The sequence below is a fragment of the Mesorhizobium sp. B4-1-3 genome, assembly GCF_006439355.1.
Classification (GTDB): Bacteria; Pseudomonadota; Alphaproteobacteria; order Rhizobiales; family Rhizobiaceae; genus Mesorhizobium.
Genome location: NZ_VFTG01000030.1, coordinates 1 through 18042 on the forward strand (window position 1 = coordinate 1; position 18042 = coordinate 18042).

14 protein-coding genes and 2 pseudogenes are annotated in these 18042 nt (G+C 63.7%); 4 read left to right on the forward strand and 12 right to left on the reverse strand.

Annotated features, from left to right (window positions below; genetic code table 11):
* On the reverse strand, positions 1-1280 hold a 1280-nt coding region (locus tag FJW06_RS25910; protein ID WP_246674843.1), incomplete at its 3' end, for a DUF5801 repeats-in-toxin domain-containing protein.
* A gap of 323 nt (positions 1281-1603) precedes the next feature.
* Between FJW06_RS25910 and FJW06_RS25915 the strand changes: the two genes are divergently transcribed.
* The gene (locus FJW06_RS25915) at positions 1604-2560 is read left to right on the forward strand and encodes a transglutaminase-like cysteine peptidase (protein ID WP_140755893.1); all 957 of its coding nucleotides are present in this window, start codon (positions 1604-1606) and stop codon (positions 2558-2560) included.
* A 70-nt stretch (positions 2561-2630) separates the two neighbouring features.
* On the opposite strand, the gene FJW06_RS25920 is transcribed toward FJW06_RS25915, so the two are convergent.
* The 5 genes from FJW06_RS25920 to FJW06_RS30720 all read right to left on the reverse strand — a co-directional run bounded on the left by FJW06_RS25920 (position 2631) and on the right by FJW06_RS30720 (position 8754).
* On the reverse strand, positions 2631-3272 hold the full coding sequence (locus FJW06_RS25920) for a ribbon-helix-helix domain-containing protein (protein WP_140755895.1): 642 nt from the start codon (positions 3270-3272) through the stop codon (positions 2631-2633).
* Positions 3262-4551: an HlyD family type I secretion periplasmic adaptor subunit gene (locus FJW06_RS25925; protein ID WP_140755897.1), complete on the reverse strand. Its 1290-nt coding sequence runs from the start codon at positions 4549-4551 to the stop codon at positions 3262-3264. The genes FJW06_RS25920 and FJW06_RS25925 overlap by 11 nt, the downstream gene beginning before the upstream one ends.
* 15 nt (positions 4552-4566) lie before the next feature.
* Positions 4567-6699: a type I secretion system permease/ATPase gene (locus tag FJW06_RS25930; protein ID WP_140755899.1), complete on the reverse strand. Its 2133-nt coding sequence runs from the start codon at positions 6697-6699 to the stop codon at positions 4567-4569.
* A gap of 39 nt (positions 6700-6738) precedes the next feature.
* Entirely contained in the window at positions 6739-8187 is a 1449-nt protein-coding gene (locus FJW06_RS25935; protein ID WP_140755901.1) for a TolC family outer membrane protein, read from the reverse strand.
* Positions 8188-8403: 216 nt separating this feature from the next.
* The gene (locus tag FJW06_RS30720) at positions 8404-8754 is read right to left on the reverse strand and encodes a hypothetical protein (RefSeq protein ID WP_246674847.1); all 351 of its coding nucleotides are present in this window, start codon (positions 8752-8754) and stop codon (positions 8404-8406) included.
* Here FJW06_RS30720 and FJW06_RS25940 point away from each other — a divergent pair.
* Positions 8666-9925, forward strand: a pseudogene (locus FJW06_RS25940) (NAD(P)H-dependent oxidoreductase). The gene FJW06_RS30720 and the pseudogene FJW06_RS25940 sit on opposite strands and share 89 nt — an antisense overlap.
* Before the next feature lie 66 nt (positions 9926-9991).
* Here the strand turns inward: FJW06_RS25940 and FJW06_RS25945 are convergent.
* From FJW06_RS25945 to FJW06_RS25970, 6 genes are all read right to left on the reverse strand, one after another.
* The gene (locus tag FJW06_RS25945; RefSeq protein WP_040988125.1) at positions 9992-10279 is read right to left on the reverse strand and encodes a PTS sugar transporter subunit IIB; all 288 of its coding nucleotides are present in this window, start codon (positions 10277-10279) and stop codon (positions 9992-9994) included.
* Between the two features lie 14 nt (positions 10280-10293).
* Complete coding sequence (locus FJW06_RS25950; protein ID WP_140755903.1) at positions 10294-10755, reverse strand: PTS sugar transporter subunit IIA; 462 nt, start codon at positions 10753-10755, stop codon at positions 10294-10296.
* A 76-nt stretch (positions 10756-10831) separates the two neighbouring features.
* On the reverse strand, positions 10832-12238 hold the full coding sequence (locus tag FJW06_RS25955) for a PTS transporter subunit IIC (protein WP_140755905.1): 1407 nt from the start codon (positions 12236-12238) through the stop codon (positions 10832-10834).
* A 412-nt stretch (positions 12239-12650) separates the two neighbouring features.
* Positions 12651-13466 (reverse strand): pyrroline-5-carboxylate reductase, encoded by an 816-nt coding sequence (gene proC / locus FJW06_RS25960; RefSeq protein WP_140755907.1) that lies wholly within the window; start codon positions 13464-13466, stop codon positions 12651-12653.
* 180 nt (positions 13467-13646) lie between these two features.
* On the reverse strand, positions 13647-14966 hold the full coding sequence (locus FJW06_RS25965) for an O-antigen ligase (RefSeq protein ID WP_140755909.1): 1320 nt from the start codon (positions 14964-14966) through the stop codon (positions 13647-13649).
* On the reverse strand, positions 14935-15933 hold the full coding sequence (locus FJW06_RS25970; protein WP_140755911.1) for a glycosyltransferase: 999 nt from the start codon (positions 15931-15933) through the stop codon (positions 14935-14937). Before FJW06_RS25970 ends, FJW06_RS25965 begins: the two co-directional genes overlap by 32 nt.
* A gap of 169 nt (positions 15934-16102) precedes the next feature.
* On the opposite strand from FJW06_RS25970, the gene FJW06_RS25975 reads away from it, so the two are divergent.
* Positions 16103-17275 carry a glycosyltransferase family 4 protein gene (locus FJW06_RS25975; RefSeq protein WP_140755913.1) on the forward strand — a complete coding sequence of 391 codons (1173 nt, stop codon included), beginning with the start codon at positions 16103-16105 and terminating at the stop codon, positions 17273-17275.
* Positions 17272-18027: pseudogene (locus tag FJW06_RS25980) on the forward strand (WecB/TagA/CpsF family glycosyltransferase); the annotation flags it as partial. The gene FJW06_RS25975 and the pseudogene FJW06_RS25980, both read left to right, overlap by 4 nt.
* Positions 18028-18042: the final 15 nt, after the last annotated feature.

The following is an 18042-nucleotide window of genomic DNA, read 5'->3' on the forward strand; positions in this document are numbered from 1 at the left end:
AGCACATTGCCCGAGATCTCGGCATGGCTGCCCGCCGCGACGCTGTTGGTGTCGGCGTTCGCCGTCGGCACGTCGTCACGGAAGGTGGCGCTGCCGCCGAGGTCGGCCGAAGCACTGGCGGTGTGGCCGCCGGGATCCGTCACGGTTGCGGTCAGCTTCACCAGATTTGAGGCTAGGCTGATGCCGTCGTCCGGCGTGTTGGACAGATTGTCCTGGTGCACGGCGCGGTCCTGCGTCAGTGTCACCACTCCGGTCGTCGTGTTGACGCTCATCGTGAACACCACCGCACCACCGGCATCGCCAACATGTCCCTCGACCGTATTGCCGTTGAGCACTAACACCACCGCCTGGCCGGTGGCCGAGTCGACCAGATTCGACGTTTCGCCCTGCGAGGTCACGCTCAGGGCATAGCTGACCGTGGGCGTGCCGGTGCCCGGCACCACCGTGAATATATTGGCAAAGCTCAGCGCATCGGTGGTCGAGCCGGGGCCGGTATGAGAGCCGTCCGGCAAATAGCTTTCGTCCACCACCAGCGTCGGCGGAGCGCCTGTCAGCGAGATCGTCGAATCCTTCTCAACCAATCCCGGGAACAGCTCGCGATGCTCCGGCTGGCCGAACGCGAGGTCCGTCGGCGGCAGCAGGGAGGTGAGGCCGAAGCCGTCGCCGATGCCGCTGGCGGGATGTTCGAAATTTCCACCCGCGCTGCCCGGCGAGCCGTTGCCACCGGCCGAGATCGAGCCGTCGGCGCCGAAGGCGACATCGACATGGCTGGCCTCGAGCGCGGCTATCAGCGCCACGCGCGGCACCTCGACATCGCCGAGGATGAAGGTCGGCACGTTCAGCGCGCCGTCCTTGATGACGATCTCGGAGCCGTCGGGCTGCACCAGCACAAGGTTGTGGCCGTCGACCTTGATATTGTCGATCGAGACATTGGCCGGAAGCTTCACGACATTGCCGGCTTCGGCGTGATATTCATGCGCGACGTTCGAAGCCGCGGCATTCGCCGCCGGCGCGTTTGCGGCCGGTGCGTTTCCTTGGGCGGCATGGGACGCCGGAGCGTTGGCGGCGGGGGCATTGGCCGCCGGCTGGTTTGCGGCCGGCGCATTGGCCGCGCCCTGCCCCGGCGCGCCACTGCCGACATCGACCGGCACCGGCTCGCTCGCCGCCTGGCCGGTGGTCGCCTGCGCGACCTGGACACCCGTCGAAATCTGGTTTTCAGCGGCGCTGGTGTGCTCGTCCCAGGAATTTGAAACGGCGTCGAATTCGATATTGGTCGTCATAGCTAAAGCCCCTCCGGCATTTCCCGGAAAGAGACATGTCAGGCCCGGTCTTTGCAACAGACCTTCAACCCATTTCATATATTCGAATATGTAGAGAATCGCATTTTTTACACTTGGTAAATTGCGATGATATACCCAGATATGCGTTCTCTTAAAGAATGTGGGGCCGGCTTAGGCGCGTTGCCTCGGTTTGGTAAATGAAAGTATAAATTTGAATAAAACTTGATGTAAAACAGAATAGCGTGATTCGCAGAAATTTACCTACCTTCCTTTCCGATAATTTGAGACAAGATAGGTAGCGTCCACAGTCAAAGGTGGGCGTTATGAAAATACAAAGAGCAGCCCCGGGGACGACGGGGATCAAGCTACTCTTGCTGGCAATCGGCCTTGCCGTTCAGGCAAATCCGTCATTAGCCAGCATGAATTCGGGCGCGGATCCGGCCCTGCAAAAGGTGCTTGCGCCGACGAGCCTCGGCGGCGTTCCGCTGAACCGGCCGCAGCCATGGCAACCTGCCGCCGTCCACCGGATCGCCGACGTTTCGGCGGGCTATGCGCCGATGGTACCTTATCAGGTTGAAGCGCACTCGACCGCCACGGCCGATCCCGGCATCGACCCGATCCAGACCGCCGCGATCATCCCTGGCGTCTTCGGTTCGGTCGCTTTGTCGATGCGCAACTTTCCCGTCGCGGCGCGCTGGGCTCCCGTCTACAAGGCTATCGTCGATTGCACCGCCGGCAGCCCCTGCGACCGCGAGAGCCCGGTTTTCGCCGAGATCGTCAACATTGCCGCCGGCAAGGGTTTTCGCGAGAAGCTGTCCTTCGTCAACTCAAGCATCAACCGCCTGATCGCCTATCGCAAGGACAGCGTCGTCTACGGCAAGCTCGACTATTGGGCGAAGCCCTCGGAGATCCTCGAGCACCGCGCCGGCGATTGCGAGGATTTCGCCATATTGAAGATGGCGGCGCTGCTCAGGGCCGGCATCCCGGCGCAGAGCATGTCGCTGGTGGTGCTCCAGGACCGCCGCCGCAAGTTCTTCCATGCCGTGCTGTCGGTGAGCACCGGAAGCGGCGCCTTCATCCTCGACAGCCTCGGCAACGCCGTCCTGCGCGACAGCGATCTGCCTGACTATGTTCCGCTCTATTCCTTCAGCACCGATCGCGCCTGGATCCATGGGTCGAAGTCCGGCGCGCAGATGGCCGACATCGCCGGCGGCTTCGCGACGGTGGCGCCGGGCGAAGGCGCGCCGGAACCGTCAGTGGCTTCGGATCCGAGGCAGTAGACGGAGGCGGCGATCCTTCCGCGACACGCGGAAGCGCAGGAAGCCGCTGCGCGTTCTTCCTGCGCTTACTCTACCCGTTGAAGACGAAGGCCATCAAAAGTTCCGGCTCGGTGACTGGCGCGCGCACGGCGCTGAGCTGGCCGCGATAGCGGCGCTCGCCGGCGCCGATGACGAAACCGCTGGTGATGGGTGTTTCGCTGTTGGCGTAGAGCCGGGCGAAGATATCGGGAACGTTGAGGTCGAGCGCCAGCTTCAGATCCTGCCGCCCATCCTCGCCGGGCACGCTCGGCAACTGGCGCCTGACCAGCTGCTGGAATGGCGTGTTGAAGGCCAGGATCTTCTTGGAGGAGGACAGCGCGAAAGCGGGCGACGGGCAGGCGACCAGGATCGCGTTGATCGTGCGGATCGAAGCGAGCTTGCGCAGCTCCATGCTCTCCTCGGCAAGGCCGCGCATGCAGGCGACCCGGATCGCCGAGGTGAGGTTGCCCTGGTCGGGATGTTGTTCGGCGATCTCCTCGACCAGCATGCCGATCGTGCATTTGCGGCTTTCCGCCATCTGCTTCAGCGACACCCAGAAGGCATGCTCGAGCCGGATGCCGCGACGCACGCCGCCGCGCGCCACGACGCGGAATTCCGGGCCGAAATCCTCGGCCGCGAGCGCCGGCAGCAGCCGCTCGCGCGAAGTCTCCGGGTGGACGGCGCTATCGCTCACTCATCGCCTCCTGGCGCGCCTTGTTGATGGGCTTCAAAAGATAGTTGAGGATCGTCTTGCGCCCGGTCTTGATGTCGACCGAGCAGATCATGCCGGGGATGATCGAATAGGTTTTGCCGTTCCTTGTAAGCGTCGATTTTTCAGTGGCGACCCGCACCTGGTAATAAGGCTCGCCCGTCTTCTGGTCGACGAGGCTGTCGGCGGTGATGTTCGAGACCTTGCCCTCGATGCCGCCGAAGATCGAGAAATCATAGGCCGTGACCTTGATCAGCGCCTCCTGGTCCGGCTGGATGAAGGCGACGTCGCGCGGCGAAACACGAGCCTCGACCAGCAGTGTCTCGGAGGTCGGCACGATGCCGGCCACCACCGCGCCCGGCTGCACGAAGGCGCCGAGCGTGTTGACGTCGAGCGTGTTGACGATGCCGTCGACCGGCGAGCGGATGTCGGTGCGCGCCACCTTGTCGGTGGCGCCGCGGATGGTTTCGTCGACCACGGACAGATCGGCCAGCGCCTGCGTCAGGTCGCTCAATGCCTCCTGCTGCAATTGCAGCCCCAATTCGTTCACCTGAAGCTGCGCTTCTGTGATTGCCCCCTGGGTCTTCTTGATGGTCTCGCCGGCAAGGGTAAGCTGTCCGCGAAGGTCGGTCTGTTCCCGCTCGACGCGGATCTGTTCGGTCCTGGCCATCAGGCCTTTCTTGACCATGGGTTCGACCAGCGCCGCTTCCTGGTCGGTGACGGCAAGGCTCTTGGACAGGCGGTCGGCATTGGCGGTGGCCTCGTCGAGTTCCTTCTCGCGCTGGTCGAGGCGTGATTTGAGCACCGACAGCTTGACCTCGAAATTGTCGCGGCGCGCGACGAGCAGCTTTTGCTCGTTGTCGCAGATTTCCGGTGCGACCGTCTGGATTTCCGTGGGGCAGGGGAACGAGCCTTCGACATTGCCGCTCTGCTCGAACTGCAGCCGGGCGATGCGTGCCTGCAGCGCTCTCGCCTTGGCCTTCTCTTCGCCCAGGCTCGACGTGTTGCCCGAATTGTCGAGACGGATGATGAGGTCGTTCTTCTTGACGATCTGGCCGATCTGGACGGCGATCTCCTGCACGACGCCGGCTTCGCTGGCCTGGATGATCTGCGTCTTCGAAGCGGGTATCACTTTGCCTTCGCCGCGCGCGATCTCGTCGACCTCGGCAAAGGACGCCCAGGCCGTGAAGCACACGAACAGCGCTCCGATGATGTAGACGGAGGCCGAGGCGAATAGAGGTGGCCGGTCTTCCCTTGCAAGCATGTCTATATGTTCCGGTCAGGCACTGCCCTTCTGCAGGGCCTGGATCACTTGTTCCTTCGGCCCGTCGGCGACGACACGGCCCTGCTCGATGACGATGAGGCGGTCGGCCAGCTCCAGCATGCTGTAGCGATGGGTCGACACGATCAGCGTCGTGTTGCGGTCGAACGCCACCTTGAGCTGCTTGATCAACTGCCGTTCGGAAGCGAGGTCCATCGAACCCGACGGCTCGTCCAGAAAGACGATCTTCGGCTTGGTCAGAAGCAGCCGCGCGATCGCCACCGCCTGCCTTTGCCCGCCCGACAGATTGGTGCCCCGTTCGCCGACATTCATGTCGTAGCCGCGCGGATGCCGCGAGACGAAGTCGTCGACGCCAGCGGCCTTCGCCGCTTCGATGATCTCCTCGTCGGTCGCTTCCGGCGCCGCCATCAGGAGGTTCTCCTTGATGGTTCCCGAAAACAGGTCGCCGGCCTGCGCGACGATGCCGACCGCGGCGCGGACCTCCGAGGGGTGGTACTGGCGGATGTCGATGCCGTCGACGAGCAGCTCTCCCGAGGTCGGCAGGAAGAGCCGGCCGATCAGCCGGCCCATCGTGGTCTTGCCGGAGCCGATGCGGCCGATGATGCCGACGCGCTCGCCGGGCCGGACCGCGATGTTGAGCCCGCTCAGGACCTCGTTCTCCGTGCCCGGATAGGCGAAGCCGACATTCTTGAAGACGAACGCGCCGCTGCGGATCGGCCGGTTGACGAAACCCACCGTATCGGGCCGATCCTCCGGCTGCGCCATGATCGTGTTGATGATCCTGAGCGACAGCATCGCCTGCCGGAAGCGGGCAAGCGTGATGGCGATCTGGCCGAGCGGCGCCACGGCGCGACCGGCGAGCATCACTGTGCCGATGATGGCGCCTGTCGAAACCTGGCCTTCCGAGAACGCGTAAGCGCCGGCTACCACCAGGGCGACCGTCACGAATTGCTGGATGGCGCCGGTGATGTTGCCCGCCGCCGCCGAGAGTTCCTTGATCTTCTCCGACGTGTTGGCTGCGTTCTTCGAATGCTCGCCCCATTTGCGCAGCAGATAGGCTTCGGCGCGCAGCGACTTGATCGTCTCAAGCGTGGAAATGGATTCGACCAAAAGGGCCTGGCGCTGCGACGCTTCGTTCATCGAGGCGGCGACCCGCTTTCCGATCCGCCGCTGCGTGATCAGTCCGACAACGACAGAGATGATGAAAGCCAGCGCCGGTATGATCACCAGCCAGCCGCCGATGGCGTAGATCACAGCCAGGAAGACGAAGACGAAGATCGTGTCGATGAAGACGCTGATCGTGCTCGAGGTGAAGAACTCGCGCACGAACTCGTATTGCGTGACGCGGTTTGCATATTCGCCCGTCGACCCGGGCCGCGCCGAAAGCGAGGAATTCAGCACTTTCTCGAACAGCAGATAGGAAATCCGCAGGTCCGCCTTGCGGCCGGCATAGTCGATCAGCGACGCCCTGGCCGTCTTGAGCAGCAGGTCGAACAGGATCGCCGCGCCGATGCCGAGCGCCAGCACCCAAAGCGTCGAGATCGCCTTGTTCGGCAGGATGCGGTCGTAGACGTTCATGGTGAAGATCGGCGAGGCGATCGCCAGCAGATTGATGAAGACCGCCGACAGCACCACCTTGGAATAGGTGCGCCAGAACGCCCCCATCGTGCCGGTCAGCCAGTGGCGCCTTTCGATCCGCGCGGCCGTGCCGACCGTCATCTCCTCGGCCTGGTTGGCGTAGGTGATCGAAAAGGACGTGCCGCCGCTTATATAGCTTTCGGCGAGCTCGGCCCTGCCGATCGTGGTGCGGCCGTTTTCCTGCGGCGCGGTTAGATATTGCCCGCCCTCGATTTCCGCCAGGAGAGCGATCGGCAACTGGCTGGCGCGGAAGACGATCGCCGGAAGGTCGAAGCGGCCGCGCAGGAAATCGCGATGGTTGAAATCCTGGACCTCCAGGCCGATGCGCTCGGCCAGATGGCGGATTTCATCCGGCTCGATGCGCGTCTCCGAAATCGGCACGCCTGCAAACAGCACTGTTTCCGCGCTCGGCCGGCCGAGATAGGCCGCAACGGCGCAGAAGCAGGCCTTGAAGGCCTCCTTGGGCGACAGGATGTTCGGTTGCTGGTTCACGATCTGCCCCGAAGGACCGAAGATCGATGCTTACATCGACTACTTTTTCCTGACCGGCGCGAGGATGTCGAACGGCAGATCGTTCTTCTGTTCCGACGGCGTGCGCGCGTAGGTCTCGGTATCGGCCGTTGCGGGCACGCCGAACTCGGTCTGCGCATACGCCGTGGCCTGCTTCGGCGGCTGGATGTTGAGCGTCTTCAGCAATTCCCCGGTTGCGGCGAGCAGCCGGTACTCGGCAAACAGCGATGCGTAGGACGACGTGTCGGCCAGCGTCGCGGTGTTGAAGCGCGTGTTCTGGGCATCGAGCACATCGAGCAGCGAGCGCTGCCCGACCTTGAACTGCTCGCGATAGGAAGCAACGAGCTTTTCATTGGTGGCTGCCTGCTGCCGCAGTGTCTTTGCGAGATCGGCCTGGCGGAAGCGGCGGTCCCACGAGGTGCGGACGGCTTCCTCGATCTCGCGAAGCACCTGGTGCATCGCAAGACGCTGCTCGCTGGTGCGGCGGATCTGTTCCTGTTCGTTGGCCTTGTCGATGCCGCCGCGATAAAGGTTCCAGCGCAGCACCACCCGGGCCTGCAGGTCGCTCGCATCACCATTGTCGCCATCGATGTCATAGCCGCCTCGGGCAACGCCCTCGGCGGTGATCGTCGGGCCGTATTTCGCCCGCGCAGCATCGACCAGCGAAGCCGCCGCGTCGATATCGCTGTTGGCCATATGGACGCGCGGATTGTTCTGCCTGGCGAGCCCGATCGCATCGTCCAGCGACCGCGGCAGGGCGGCCGCGACGTCGGCCGGGCGCGATGGGTTGGTCAGCGGCTTGCCGACATTCTTGAAGAAGCGGATCTTGGCCGCCTCGAGTTCTTCGGTCGCCTCCTGCATCCGCGCTTTGGCGGCAAAGAGACGTTCCTCGGCCTGTTGCCGGTCGGCCTCGTTGAGCGCGCCGCCCGCGATGCCTTGCTTGATGTCGCCGAGGATGGACTGATGGAAGCCAAGGTTCTTCTTGGCCTCGGCAACGATCGAGGCTTGCAGCATATATTCAAGATAGTCCTGGACCACCGCGAGCCCGATGAATTCGGACCGTTCCAGAACCCGGAAGGAAGCCCCGTCGACCCGCGAGGCCTGGCGGTTCAGTTCCGCGCGTCGCGCGCCGCTGTCATAAAGCGTCTGCGACACGGTGAGGTCAGCTTCGTTTGGATAGAGGGCTTTGTGATCCTCGTCGAGCGCGCGCCTTGTATCGTTGTCCAGGCGGCGAACGCCGGTCGACGCTTCCAGATCGACGCTGGGAAGATAAAGGCCTTTCGCCTGGCGCAGTTCGAACTCGATCGCTTCGCGGTTCTCGATCGCCTGTCCAATCTCCGGATTGGATTCCACTGCGACGGCAACGGCTTCTTTGAGTGTGAGTGCACTGGCGTTTCCACACGCCAGCATCGACACCGTGACCGCAAGCGCAAGGCTCCAGCCGACGGTTACTTTACCCGTCCTAGTCATTTCTACCCCGTGACTATCCCCGCGCCATTGTTTTTTTATTGGCGCTATTTGCCCAAGCCTGCCACCGGAGCTTTCAGCCAGTATCTATCAGATTTTTCGCGGTTGTGAGCATATAATGGATTAGACACCCCTTAAAAGCGTGATTCCGGGCATTAGGACCAAAGCCTGTAGCAAAAATGGCACAGAAACCGGGGAGCCCGTCGGAGCTTTTCCCGTTCAAAGCGCACTGCAATGGTTAATGGTCTGAAAGAAACGGCGAATCGCGCGCTGGTGGTGCAAAAGCTCCCGCGAAATCTGCTGCAGCCTTGCAAAGCAAGCGCAAGAAATCGCCATTTCAGCCTGGTTTGATTGGCAAACGCGGATCGTTCCCTTTATTTCGGGCCGGAAGCAAAAAAGCCGTGAGTTTCCTTGCATGACCAATATCGCCTTGACCGGGCTTGCCCGCGATCTTGCCCGACGTGCCGCCGAGGGCAGGCCGGTGCGCATCGGCGTCGTCGGCTCGGGCGAGATGGGGACCGATCTGGTGACGCAGGGCATGCTGATGCCGGGCGTCTCGATCGCGGCCATTTCCACGCGGCGCCCGCATACGGCCCGAGAAGCGATCCGCATCGCCTATGGCGATAGAAGCCGAAACCGATTCCAAGGTCACCCGGGCGATCGAAGGCGGCAGGATCGCCATCACCTCGAACGAGATGCTGGTCACCAATCCGCTGATCGACGTCGTCATCGACGCCACCGGCAAGCCGGGCGTCGCGGCCGATTTCGACCTGATGGCCATGGAGCATGGCAAGCACTTGGTGATGATGAATGTCGAGGCCGATGTGACCATCGGCTGCTACCTGAAGCAGCAGGCCGACCGGCTGGGTGTCGTCTACTCGGTCGGCGCCGGCGATGAGCCCTCAAGCTGCATGGAACTGATCGAGTTCGCCTCGCCGCTTGGGTTGGGCATCGTCGCGGCCGGCAAGGGCAAGAACAATCCGCTTAACCACGATGCCGTTCCGGACGACTACCGGGAGGAGGCGGCGCGCCGCAACATGAACCCGCGCATGCTGGTCGAGTTCGTCGACGGTTCGAAGACCATGGTCGAGATGTGCGCCATCGCCAATGCCACCGGTCTGGTCCCGGATGTCCCGGGCATGCACGGCCCCAAGGCCGATCGCGATCAACTGGCCCGGGTGCTGATCCCGAAAGAGGATGGCGGCCTCCTGTCGAGGAAAGGTGCCGTCGACTACACGATCGGCAAGGGCGTGGCGCCCGGCGTGTTCGTCATCGTCGAGGCGATGCATCCGCGGGTCGTCGAGCGCATGGACGATCTGCATGTCGGCCAAGGCCCGTATTACGGCTTGTTTAGACCTTATCACCTGACCTCGCTGGAGGTGCCGCTCACCGCCGCCCGCATCATGCTTTACGGCAAGCCCGACATGGTGCCCCTGCCGAGGCCGGTGGCGGAAGTCTGCGCGGTCGCCAAGCGCGACCTTGCCGCTGGGGAGGCCTTCGATGCCATCGGCGAGACCTGCTACCGCTCCTGGACCATGACCGTCACCGACGCCCGAGCCCGTCGCGCGGTCCCGGTCGGCTTGCTCGAAGGCGGCAAGGTGCTGAAGCCGGTGAAGAAGGGCGAGTTGCTACCGAGGACAATGCCGCGCCGGACCGGACGACGAGGCTCTACGCCCTGCGCCGGCGTCAGGATGACATGCTCTACGGAACAAAGATCGTCTCGCCAGCCCTGCCGGGTTGAGCCGGCTCTATCTCGGTTTGACGCAATTCCGGACGGAAAACCGCTCACACTTTTCCTGGAATTGCTCTATTTGCGCAGCTCCGCCTCGATCTCGTCCAGCGCCTTGTCCTTGCCGATGCCGGTGAGGAAGGCGAGCCCCTTTATCACTGGCTTTTTCACGGATGCCGAGATTGGCGTCGTGGCGACGATGAAGTCGACGCTGTCGGCCAGTCCGGGCACTTCCGTGGCCTTGGCCTGCTGGGCGTGAAAGGTCAGGCCGCGCTTCTTCATCGCTTCGGTCACCGCGGCGTTGACCGCCGTCGAGGTTGCGACACCCGTGCCGCAGGCAAAAAGAATGGTTTTCTGTCTGGACATGTTCTTCCCTTTTGTCAGCCGAGAATGGCGCGGACGTCCTCGAAGGTCCTGGCCGTCCTCAAGCCATCCAGCGCCGCCGGATTCTGGATGGTGGCCATGACGGTCTGCAGCGTGTCAATCTGCTTGTCCTTGTCATTGATGGCAAGCAGGAAGACGAAGCCCACCGGCAGCTTCTCGTCGGGATCTTCCATATTGGCGAAGGTGACGGGCCGCTTGAGCGTGCCCATCGCGACCCCGGGCTTCAGCACGTGCTCGGGGTCGGTATGCGGCACCGCGACATTGTCGGCGCGCTCCAGCGGCAGGCCTGTCGGGATCGTCATCTCGCGCCGCACGACGGCGTCGGCGTAGCTGCTCTTGACGTAGCCCAGCGCCTCCAGCCTGGAGGCCAGGATGCGGATGATCTCCTCATTGGTCGAGGCGTCGGAGCCGAGGACGACCGCCTCGGGGTCCAGCAGTTGGATCAGGCCGTTCGACAAGGGTTACTCCATTCGATGCGGACCGGGCGCCCGCCGCATCGGCTTTGGGCGCCCGACCGTTTCAATTCAGGTAAGCTCAGGCAGCGCCTTCGGCCGGCTCGTCCTCGGCGCCAGCGGCGCGTTCCCAGCCGAGCGGATTGCGGCGGTAGAACAGGAACAGCGCCGCGATGACCACCGCGATGACGACGATGCCGATCACGCCGAGCCCCTGGATCGCTTCGATGATCACATAGGGAACCCAGAGGAAGCCGTCCACCACCGAGGTGATCTGCAGCGCATCCGCCGGCAGCTTGAAGCCCGAGGCGACGGCAGCACTCGTGAACAGCGGCGCCAGCGCGTTGGCGACGTAGAAGCCGACGGCGAGCGTCACCGTGCCGATCACCACCATGCGGAAGACATTGCCCCTGACCAGCGGCGCGGTCATCGCGACGATGAAGGGGATGACGGCAAGGTCGGCGAACAGGATGACGCGGTTGCCGGGCAGGATGATCGACAGGATGATCGCGATCGGCACCAGGATCAGCGACGAAGAGATCGCCGCCGGATGGCCGATCAGGATGGCGGAGTCGAGCCCGACCAGCAGCTCGCGGTCGCCGGTGCGCTTGCGCACGAATTCCTGCGCGGCGTCCGAAACCGGGAGCAGGCCTTCCATCAGGATCTTCACCATGCGCGGCAAAAGCAGCATCACCGCCGCCAGCGTCATGCCGGTGCCGAGCACCTTGGCCAGCACCGTACCGAGGTCGCCGGCGTTGTAGAAGGCGATCAGGCCGAGCACCAGGCCGATGATCAACCCGAGTATCACCGGCTCGCCGAAGACGCCGAAGCGGCGCTCGATGGTCTCGGTGCTGATATTGATGCGGTTGATCCCGGGGATTCGATCCATGATCCAGTTGAGGATGATGGCAATCGGCAGGATCTGCGCCGAGGCGAGATGCGGCACCGAAATGCCGGGCACGCCGTAGAACTGCTGCACCGCGCGCGCCGACCAGTCGGCGAAGAGCAGGGCAAGTGCTGCGACAAGCGCAGCGATGATGATGCCGTAAGCCAGATTGTTGGTGGCGGCGACCACCAGCGAGCCGACGAAGGCGAAATGCCAGAAGTTCCAGACGTCGACATTGAGCGTGCGTGTCATGCGCGTCAGCAGGAGCACGATGTTGACCAGGATGCCGACCGGGATGACCCAAAGACCGACCGACGAGCCGAAGGCGATCGCGGCGGCGGACGGCCAGCCGACATCGATGATGTCGCGATGGATACCGGTGTTGGTGACGATCGCCTTGGCGACATCGCCGATCGAGGTGAACATCAAGCCGAGCACGAGGTTGATGCCGATGAAGGCGACGCCGATCGTGATGGCGGCGCGGAATGCCTTGCTGACCTTGGCTCCAAGGACCACGGCGATGATGAAAATGACGATCGGCAAAAGCACTGTCGCGCCGAGCGTGTCGATGGCGCCTTTTAAGCCTGCAAGTATGGTGTCCATTCTACCTCCCCGGGGGCATCTGCTTCAACTCGAAGCGCGATGATGCCCGCAATTCAACGACGCCTCGGCCTTGCGGCAGAGGCACTCCCCACTCGCCGACGAGGCTGGCATGTTCAAATCGAGGGAATGAACATTTGCTTTTGTCGGCGAACGAAAGTTTTATCTGGGTGGCCTATGCCAAAGTCAATCGGCAATCCTTGGGCCAAAGGGAAACCCACCGATTGTTTGGGAAAATCGGGCGTTTCATCGTGTCACGGAAACGGCGAAACGCCCTGTCCCCAGTTTGTTACGCAATTCCGGACGGAAAACCGCTCATGCTTTTCCTGGAATTGCTCTGGCCGCCACGGCAGTCGTCGGCCCCGGCAGACTTGGCGCATGCCAGGCTGGGCTGTTTGTCGGATCGGGCAGGGTGCTACTTGCCCAACTCTATCGACCTGAGCCGCGCGGATTCCACGGCTTCGGTGACGAGCTTCGTCAGGCGGTCGCCGCCCATCAGCACGGCAAGCGCGGCGGCGGTGGTGCCGTTGGGGCTGGTCACCTGCTGGCGCAGCACGCTTGGCTCCTCATCAGCTTCAGCGGCGAGCGAGGCGGCGCCGAAGACGGTCTGCATGGCAAGCAGCTTTGCGGTCTCGGCCGGCAGGCCGGCCTTCTCGGCCGCAACCGTCAGCGCCTCGATGAAGTGGAAGACATAGGCCGGCCCGGAGCCGGAGACGGCCGTAACGGCATCCATCAGGCCCTCGTCGTCGATCGTCGTCACGACGCCGCTGGCCGAAAGCAGCTCAAGGACGAAGCGCCGGAGATCATCGGAGACCAGCGGGTTGGAAAACACCACCATCATGCCCTTGCCGATCGCGGCAGGCGTGTTCGGCATGCAGCGGACCACCGGTGCAAGCTCGCCCAGGATTTCCTCGAAGGTCGCGACCGGCGTGCCGGCGGCGATGCTGAGAAAGCTGGTCCTGCCGTCGCCGAAGCGCTTGTACTGCGCCGTCACCTCGCGGATCACCTGCGGTTTCACCGCGATGACGACGAGGTCGGGCACGGCATCGGCCGGAATGTCGGCGGCCTCGGCCGCGGCGCGGCAGCCGAGATGCTCGGCGCGGCTTCGCAGCTCGGCATTGGGCTCGACCACGAACACCGCCTGCGGCTCGAGCTTGGCGGATTTCAGCCAGCCCGAGAGCATGGCGTAACCCATATTGCCACAGCCGGCGAGAACGAGCCTGATCGTCATGAAAACCTCCGAAAAGAGGCTTCCTTAGACAATTGCGGAGCTCTGGAAAAGTCCAGCCGCGAGAGATCGACTGTCCAGGATTAGAGCATGACCCCGAAAAGTGGGAACCGGTTTTCGGAGAAGATCATGCTCCAACAAAGAACAGGTCAGGATGCCCCGTCAAAGCCTGGGATCAAACATCTAGTGAGAGACGCGGACCGGGATCGGCCGCAGCGAGACTTGTCTTAAGCCTAGCACGCCCAGCACGAAGAACAGCCAGACAGGATCGCCGCGATGGAAGAAGAAGCTTTCCAGGAAGGCGTTCAGCGCCGTGAACAGCACCACCATCATGAAGAAATCGCCGAGGAAGATGTTTTCCTTGCGCGCCGGGATGCGCATGTAGTCGCGCAAAGGTGCGATCAGGAAGGTGTAGATGGCGACGCAGAGCGCCGGAATGCCCATCAGCACGGCGATGTCGAGATAGCCGTCATGGCCATGCACGATGGTGCGGATATCCCAGGGCCGGTCGAAGGGCTGATCCTGGTTGAGCAAAAGCGGCGTTCCCCAGAAACTTTCGTAGCCGTAGCCGGTCCATGGCTTCTTTGCCAGCATCTCGCCGGCGAACTCCCAAAGCGTGGTGCGTCCCGTATAGGTCAGGTTCGGAAAATAGATCGTCGCCAGATGCTTCACCGGCGCGATGAAGACGATGCCGAGCGTGCCGATGGCGGTCGCGATGATCGCCAGCGCGAACAGGACCGGCGTGCCTAGCCGCATGCCGATGAGGCTCGGCAGCACGACGATCATGATCGAGAACGGGACGAGGCCGGCGGTGGTCTTGGAGCCGGTGTGGAGCATGAACACCATCGCCGCGCAGAAGATGCCGGCGCCCGACCAGCGCTGGCCGCGCCGGAATAGATAGAGCCCGGCGAAGCTGAAGCAGGCCATCACCGGACCGGCGATGTTCTTGTGCGTGAAGACGCCGCGCCACAGGCCGGCATGCTCCGGCTCCTGCGAGTCGGCGGTGTGCAGCGCTTCGTGCGGGAAGACGATCAGACCGATATAGGAAAGGCCGATCACCACGACGGCGGTGAAGATGACCACCCTGGCGAAGGCGTCGGCGTCGCGCGGCAGCACCAGGATCGTCGCCACGGTGATGATGCCGATCATGGTGAAGGAGGCCGCCCGCATCGCCGCGGGCGGATCGGTGGCGAGCACCACCGACAGGAAGAAGAACCCCAGCATCAGCGCCCAGGACGGGCTCACCAGCGAGCGCACCACGCGCGGATCAGCGAAGGCGAGCAACGAGAAGATCGAGATCGCGCCAAGCGAGCCGAAACCGAGCTGGTTGACGATGTCGCCGCCGTCGCCGGTCAGTTCAGCGCCCGCCGGCTGGAAGGGCCGGAACGAGACGATGATAACGGTGAACAAAAGCGCCGCGACAGCCGTCGCCACACCTTCCCTGGTGAAGGCGGCGCTGAGCGGCGCGCGCTCAATTCTTCTCAGGCTGTCGGTACTGCTCATTGGCATATCCGAATTCGGCGAGCACCCGGCCGAGCGCGACATAGACCGGGTAGAGGCCGCTCGTCAGCGAGCCGGTGCGCGCCAGCCGGACGGCGCCGCGCAACGGCGAAGCGGCGAGCAGCGCCAGGCTTTTGAGGAAAACCTTGAGGCCTGCAAACGGCGTGCCGGCCCGCTTCTTTTTTTCGACGAGCGTCGAGATCACGCCGTTGCGCAAGGATCGGGCGCGGATCCAGTCGGCCTCGACGCGTCGGGCCGGCACGGTTTCGTTGACCTTTGCCTCGGCGCACCAGCCGAGCACGAAGCCTTTCTGCGCGGAACGGCTGAGAAAGTCGGAATCGCCGCCGCCCATGAAATTGAACCTGAGGTCGAGGAAGGGCGGTCCCATCGCCTTGAGCACGTTCCGACCTACCAGCAGGTTGCCGGACGAATAGAGCGCCGGCACGCGTCCCGTTTCACGGTAGGGCGGCGCAAAGACCGGGTGATCGGCCCATCGGGCATGCGAGGCATCGGCAAAGACGGGTACCTGCGGGCCGCCGACAATGTCGGCCTGAAGCGTCTCCGCGGCGCCACACATGCGCTCCAGCCAGTCGGGCTCGGCGATCTCGTCGTCATCGATGACCAGCAGGTGGCGAAAATTGGGAAACTGCAGGATCGCCGTCTGCCAGCCGGCATTGTAGGCGCTGCAATTGCCGCGCTGATGCGCGATGATCACCAGGCCGGACATCTCGCCGCTTTCGAAGAGCGGCAGCACCGCCTTGGCACCTTCGCGCGCCTCGGCCTCGTTCTCCATGACGATGACGGCGAAGTGCCGGTCGGTCCGCTGCGCCTTGAGAGAAGCCAAGGTTTCCAGCACCTGCTGCGGCCGCTTGAAGGTCGGCAGCGTCACGACCGCCTCGACGGTCTTGGCGGCAAGTCCCGGCGACCGTCCCGCGATCGATACAGAAGCGTCGGACGGCAAAGGGATCATCCGTTTCCAGCAACGTGGGTTCGAGCCCTCGATAGCATCGCGATGATAACGTTTCGTTAATCACCTTCTCGCCGGCCTGTCGGAAAAGGCGGGTCTTCGGCCTTTGACGGTGCCATTTAATCAAGGCTTCACCGCGTTTTGCTACCGGCTGCAGCCAAGGATAGGTGAGATGCATCTGCTGTTTGCCACATCGATCGTGCCTGATGGCGCTCTCGCCTCGGGCTACGAGATTGCCAACGCTGCGATCATCGACGCGCTGCGGCGCGCCGGCGTGCGCGTGACGGTGATCGGTTTCATCTGGCCGGGCAAGGCCCCCGCCGACCCGCAAAACACCATCGTGCTCGACGCCGTCGAGGTCCGCACCGAAAGCGCTTCGGCTTTGCGTAAACTTGCCTGGCTGGGCAAGGCGGTTCTGTCAGGCCTTACCTTCTCCTCCGTCAAGCTGCGTGTCGTTTCCGACGCCGAGGTTCGCGCCGCCATCGAACGCGCCGGTCCCTTCGATGGCTATGTGCTCAACTCGGTGCAGTTCGCCGGCGCGTTCGAGAAGGTTCTCGCTGATCGTCCAATCGTCTTTGTGGGGCACAATGTCGAGCATCGCTCGGCGGAGGAGAACGCCGCCGCGGCCGGCAGCGCTCTGCAGCGCTGGATGTTCCGTCGCGAGGCCAGGCTGCTCAAGGTGATGGAAGAGCGCCTTTGCGGCGCCGCGCGCTTTGTCTTCACGCTGGCCGAGGAAGACCGTGAGGCACTTGGCGTTGCCTCCGACGGACGCTCGGCTGTGCTGCCGCTGGTGACCCGCGCGCAGGCGCCGACAAGCAAGGCCGAGCGCCATATCGATTGCGACGCCGCGCTGATCGGCACCTGGACCTGGCAGCCCAACCGCATCGGCCTCGACTGGTTCCTGACCAAGGTCGTGCCGCATCTGGAACCGGACTTCCGCATCAGGATCGCCGGCAACATGCCTTCCGGCGTCAGTTCGCCACATCTCGGCGTTTCCTTTGTCGGCAGGGTTCCGGATGCGCAGGCCTTCGTGTGCGGCGCCGCCGTCATTCCCCTGATCAGCACCGCCGGCAGCGGCGTGCAGTTGAAGACCATCGAGACCTTCGAGCTTGGCCTGCCGTCCGTCGCCACCAGCCGCTCGCTGCGCGGCATCGGCTATCGTCCCGACAACTGCGTGGTGGCCGACGATCCGATCGCTTTCGCCGCCGCCCTCCAGGCGGCCGCCGCCAATGTCCGCGATGTCGATGGCAGCGCCTTCCACCGCCGCCAGTTGAAGGCGCTCGACGCGGCGATCGGACTCGGCCTGGAGAAGCTCGGCGCCGTCTGGCAGGAGGTCGCCGCATGAACATGCACGCCGCGCGCGCCGCCTTCGGCTTCGACTCGCTCAAGACCATCTTGGGCATTCCGGTGCTTGCCATACGTTGGGACGAGGCCATCGCCTTGCTCACCCGGCTGATCGACGAGCGCCGCTTCACCAAGGTGAGCTTCCTCAACGCCCACAACGCCAACCTTGCCTGTACCGATCCGGTCTTTGCAGAGGCGCTGGAAAACTTCCTCATCCTCCCCGATGGCGCCGGCGTCGACATGGCGGCAAAGTTGCTTTACGGCGCGCCTTTCCCCAGCAATCTCAACGGCACCGATTTCATTCCGGCGTTCCTGCAGGCTTCGTCCCATCCTCTGACGGTGGCGCTGCTCGGCACGACGCGCGCCAATGCCGAGGCCGCATGCGCGAAGCTTTCGACGCTCGCGGTGCAGCATAAATTCGTCGTCATCCATGACGGCTTCTTCTCCGCCGCCGAGGAGCCGGCGATCCTCGAGCGCATCGCCAGGCTGCGGCCGGACGTGCTGCTCGTCGCAATGGGCGTGCCGCGCCAGGAATTGTGGATCGAGCGCCACATCGACAGCCGCCATTGCACGCTGCCGGTGGCCGTCGGCGCGCTGCTCGATTTCATGAGCGGCTCGGTGCCGCGCGCGCCGCTGTGGCTGCGCCGGCTGCGGCTCGAATGGCTGTTCCGCCTCTGGATCGAACCCGGCCGCCTGTGGCGCCGCTACATCGTCGGCAATCCGCTGTTCCTGTGGCGTGTCGTCAGGCAGAAACTGTCGCTCGGGCCG

Coding starts and splice junctions, on each gene's coding strand:
- FJW06_RS25915 (WP_140755893.1), top strand. CDS start 1,604: ATGAAAATACAAAGAGCAGCCCCGGGGACGACGGGGATCAAGCTACTC.
- FJW06_RS25925 (WP_140755897.1), bottom strand. CDS start 4,551: ATGCTTGCAAGGGAAGACCGGCCACCTCTATTCGCCTCGGCCTCCGTC.
- FJW06_RS25935 (WP_140755901.1), bottom strand. CDS start 8,187: ATGACTAGGACGGGTAAAGTAACCGTCGGCTGGAGCCTTGCGCTTGCG.
- FJW06_RS30720 (WP_246674847.1), bottom strand. CDS start 8,754: ATGGCCGCGATCGAGACGCCCGGCATCAGCATGCCCTGCGTCACCAGA.
- FJW06_RS25945 (WP_040988125.1), bottom strand. CDS start 10,279: ATGTCCAGACAGAAAACCATTCTTTTTGCCTGCGGCACGGGTGTCGCA.
- FJW06_RS25955 (WP_140755905.1), bottom strand. CDS start 12,238: ATGGACACCATACTTGCAGGCTTAAAAGGCGCCATCGACACGCTCGGC.
- proC (WP_140755907.1), bottom strand. CDS start 13,466: ATGACGATCAGGCTCGTTCTCGCCGGCTGTGGCAATATGGGTTACGCC.
- FJW06_RS25965 (WP_140755909.1), bottom strand. CDS start 14,966: ATGAGCAGTACCGACAGCCTGAGAAGAATTGAGCGCGCGCCGCTCAGC.
- FJW06_RS25970 (WP_140755911.1), bottom strand. CDS start 15,933: ATGATCCCTTTGCCGTCCGACGCTTCTGTATCGATCGCGGGACGGTCG.
- FJW06_RS25975 (WP_140755913.1), top strand. CDS start 16,103: ATGCATCTGCTGTTTGCCACATCGATCGTGCCTGATGGCGCTCTCGCC.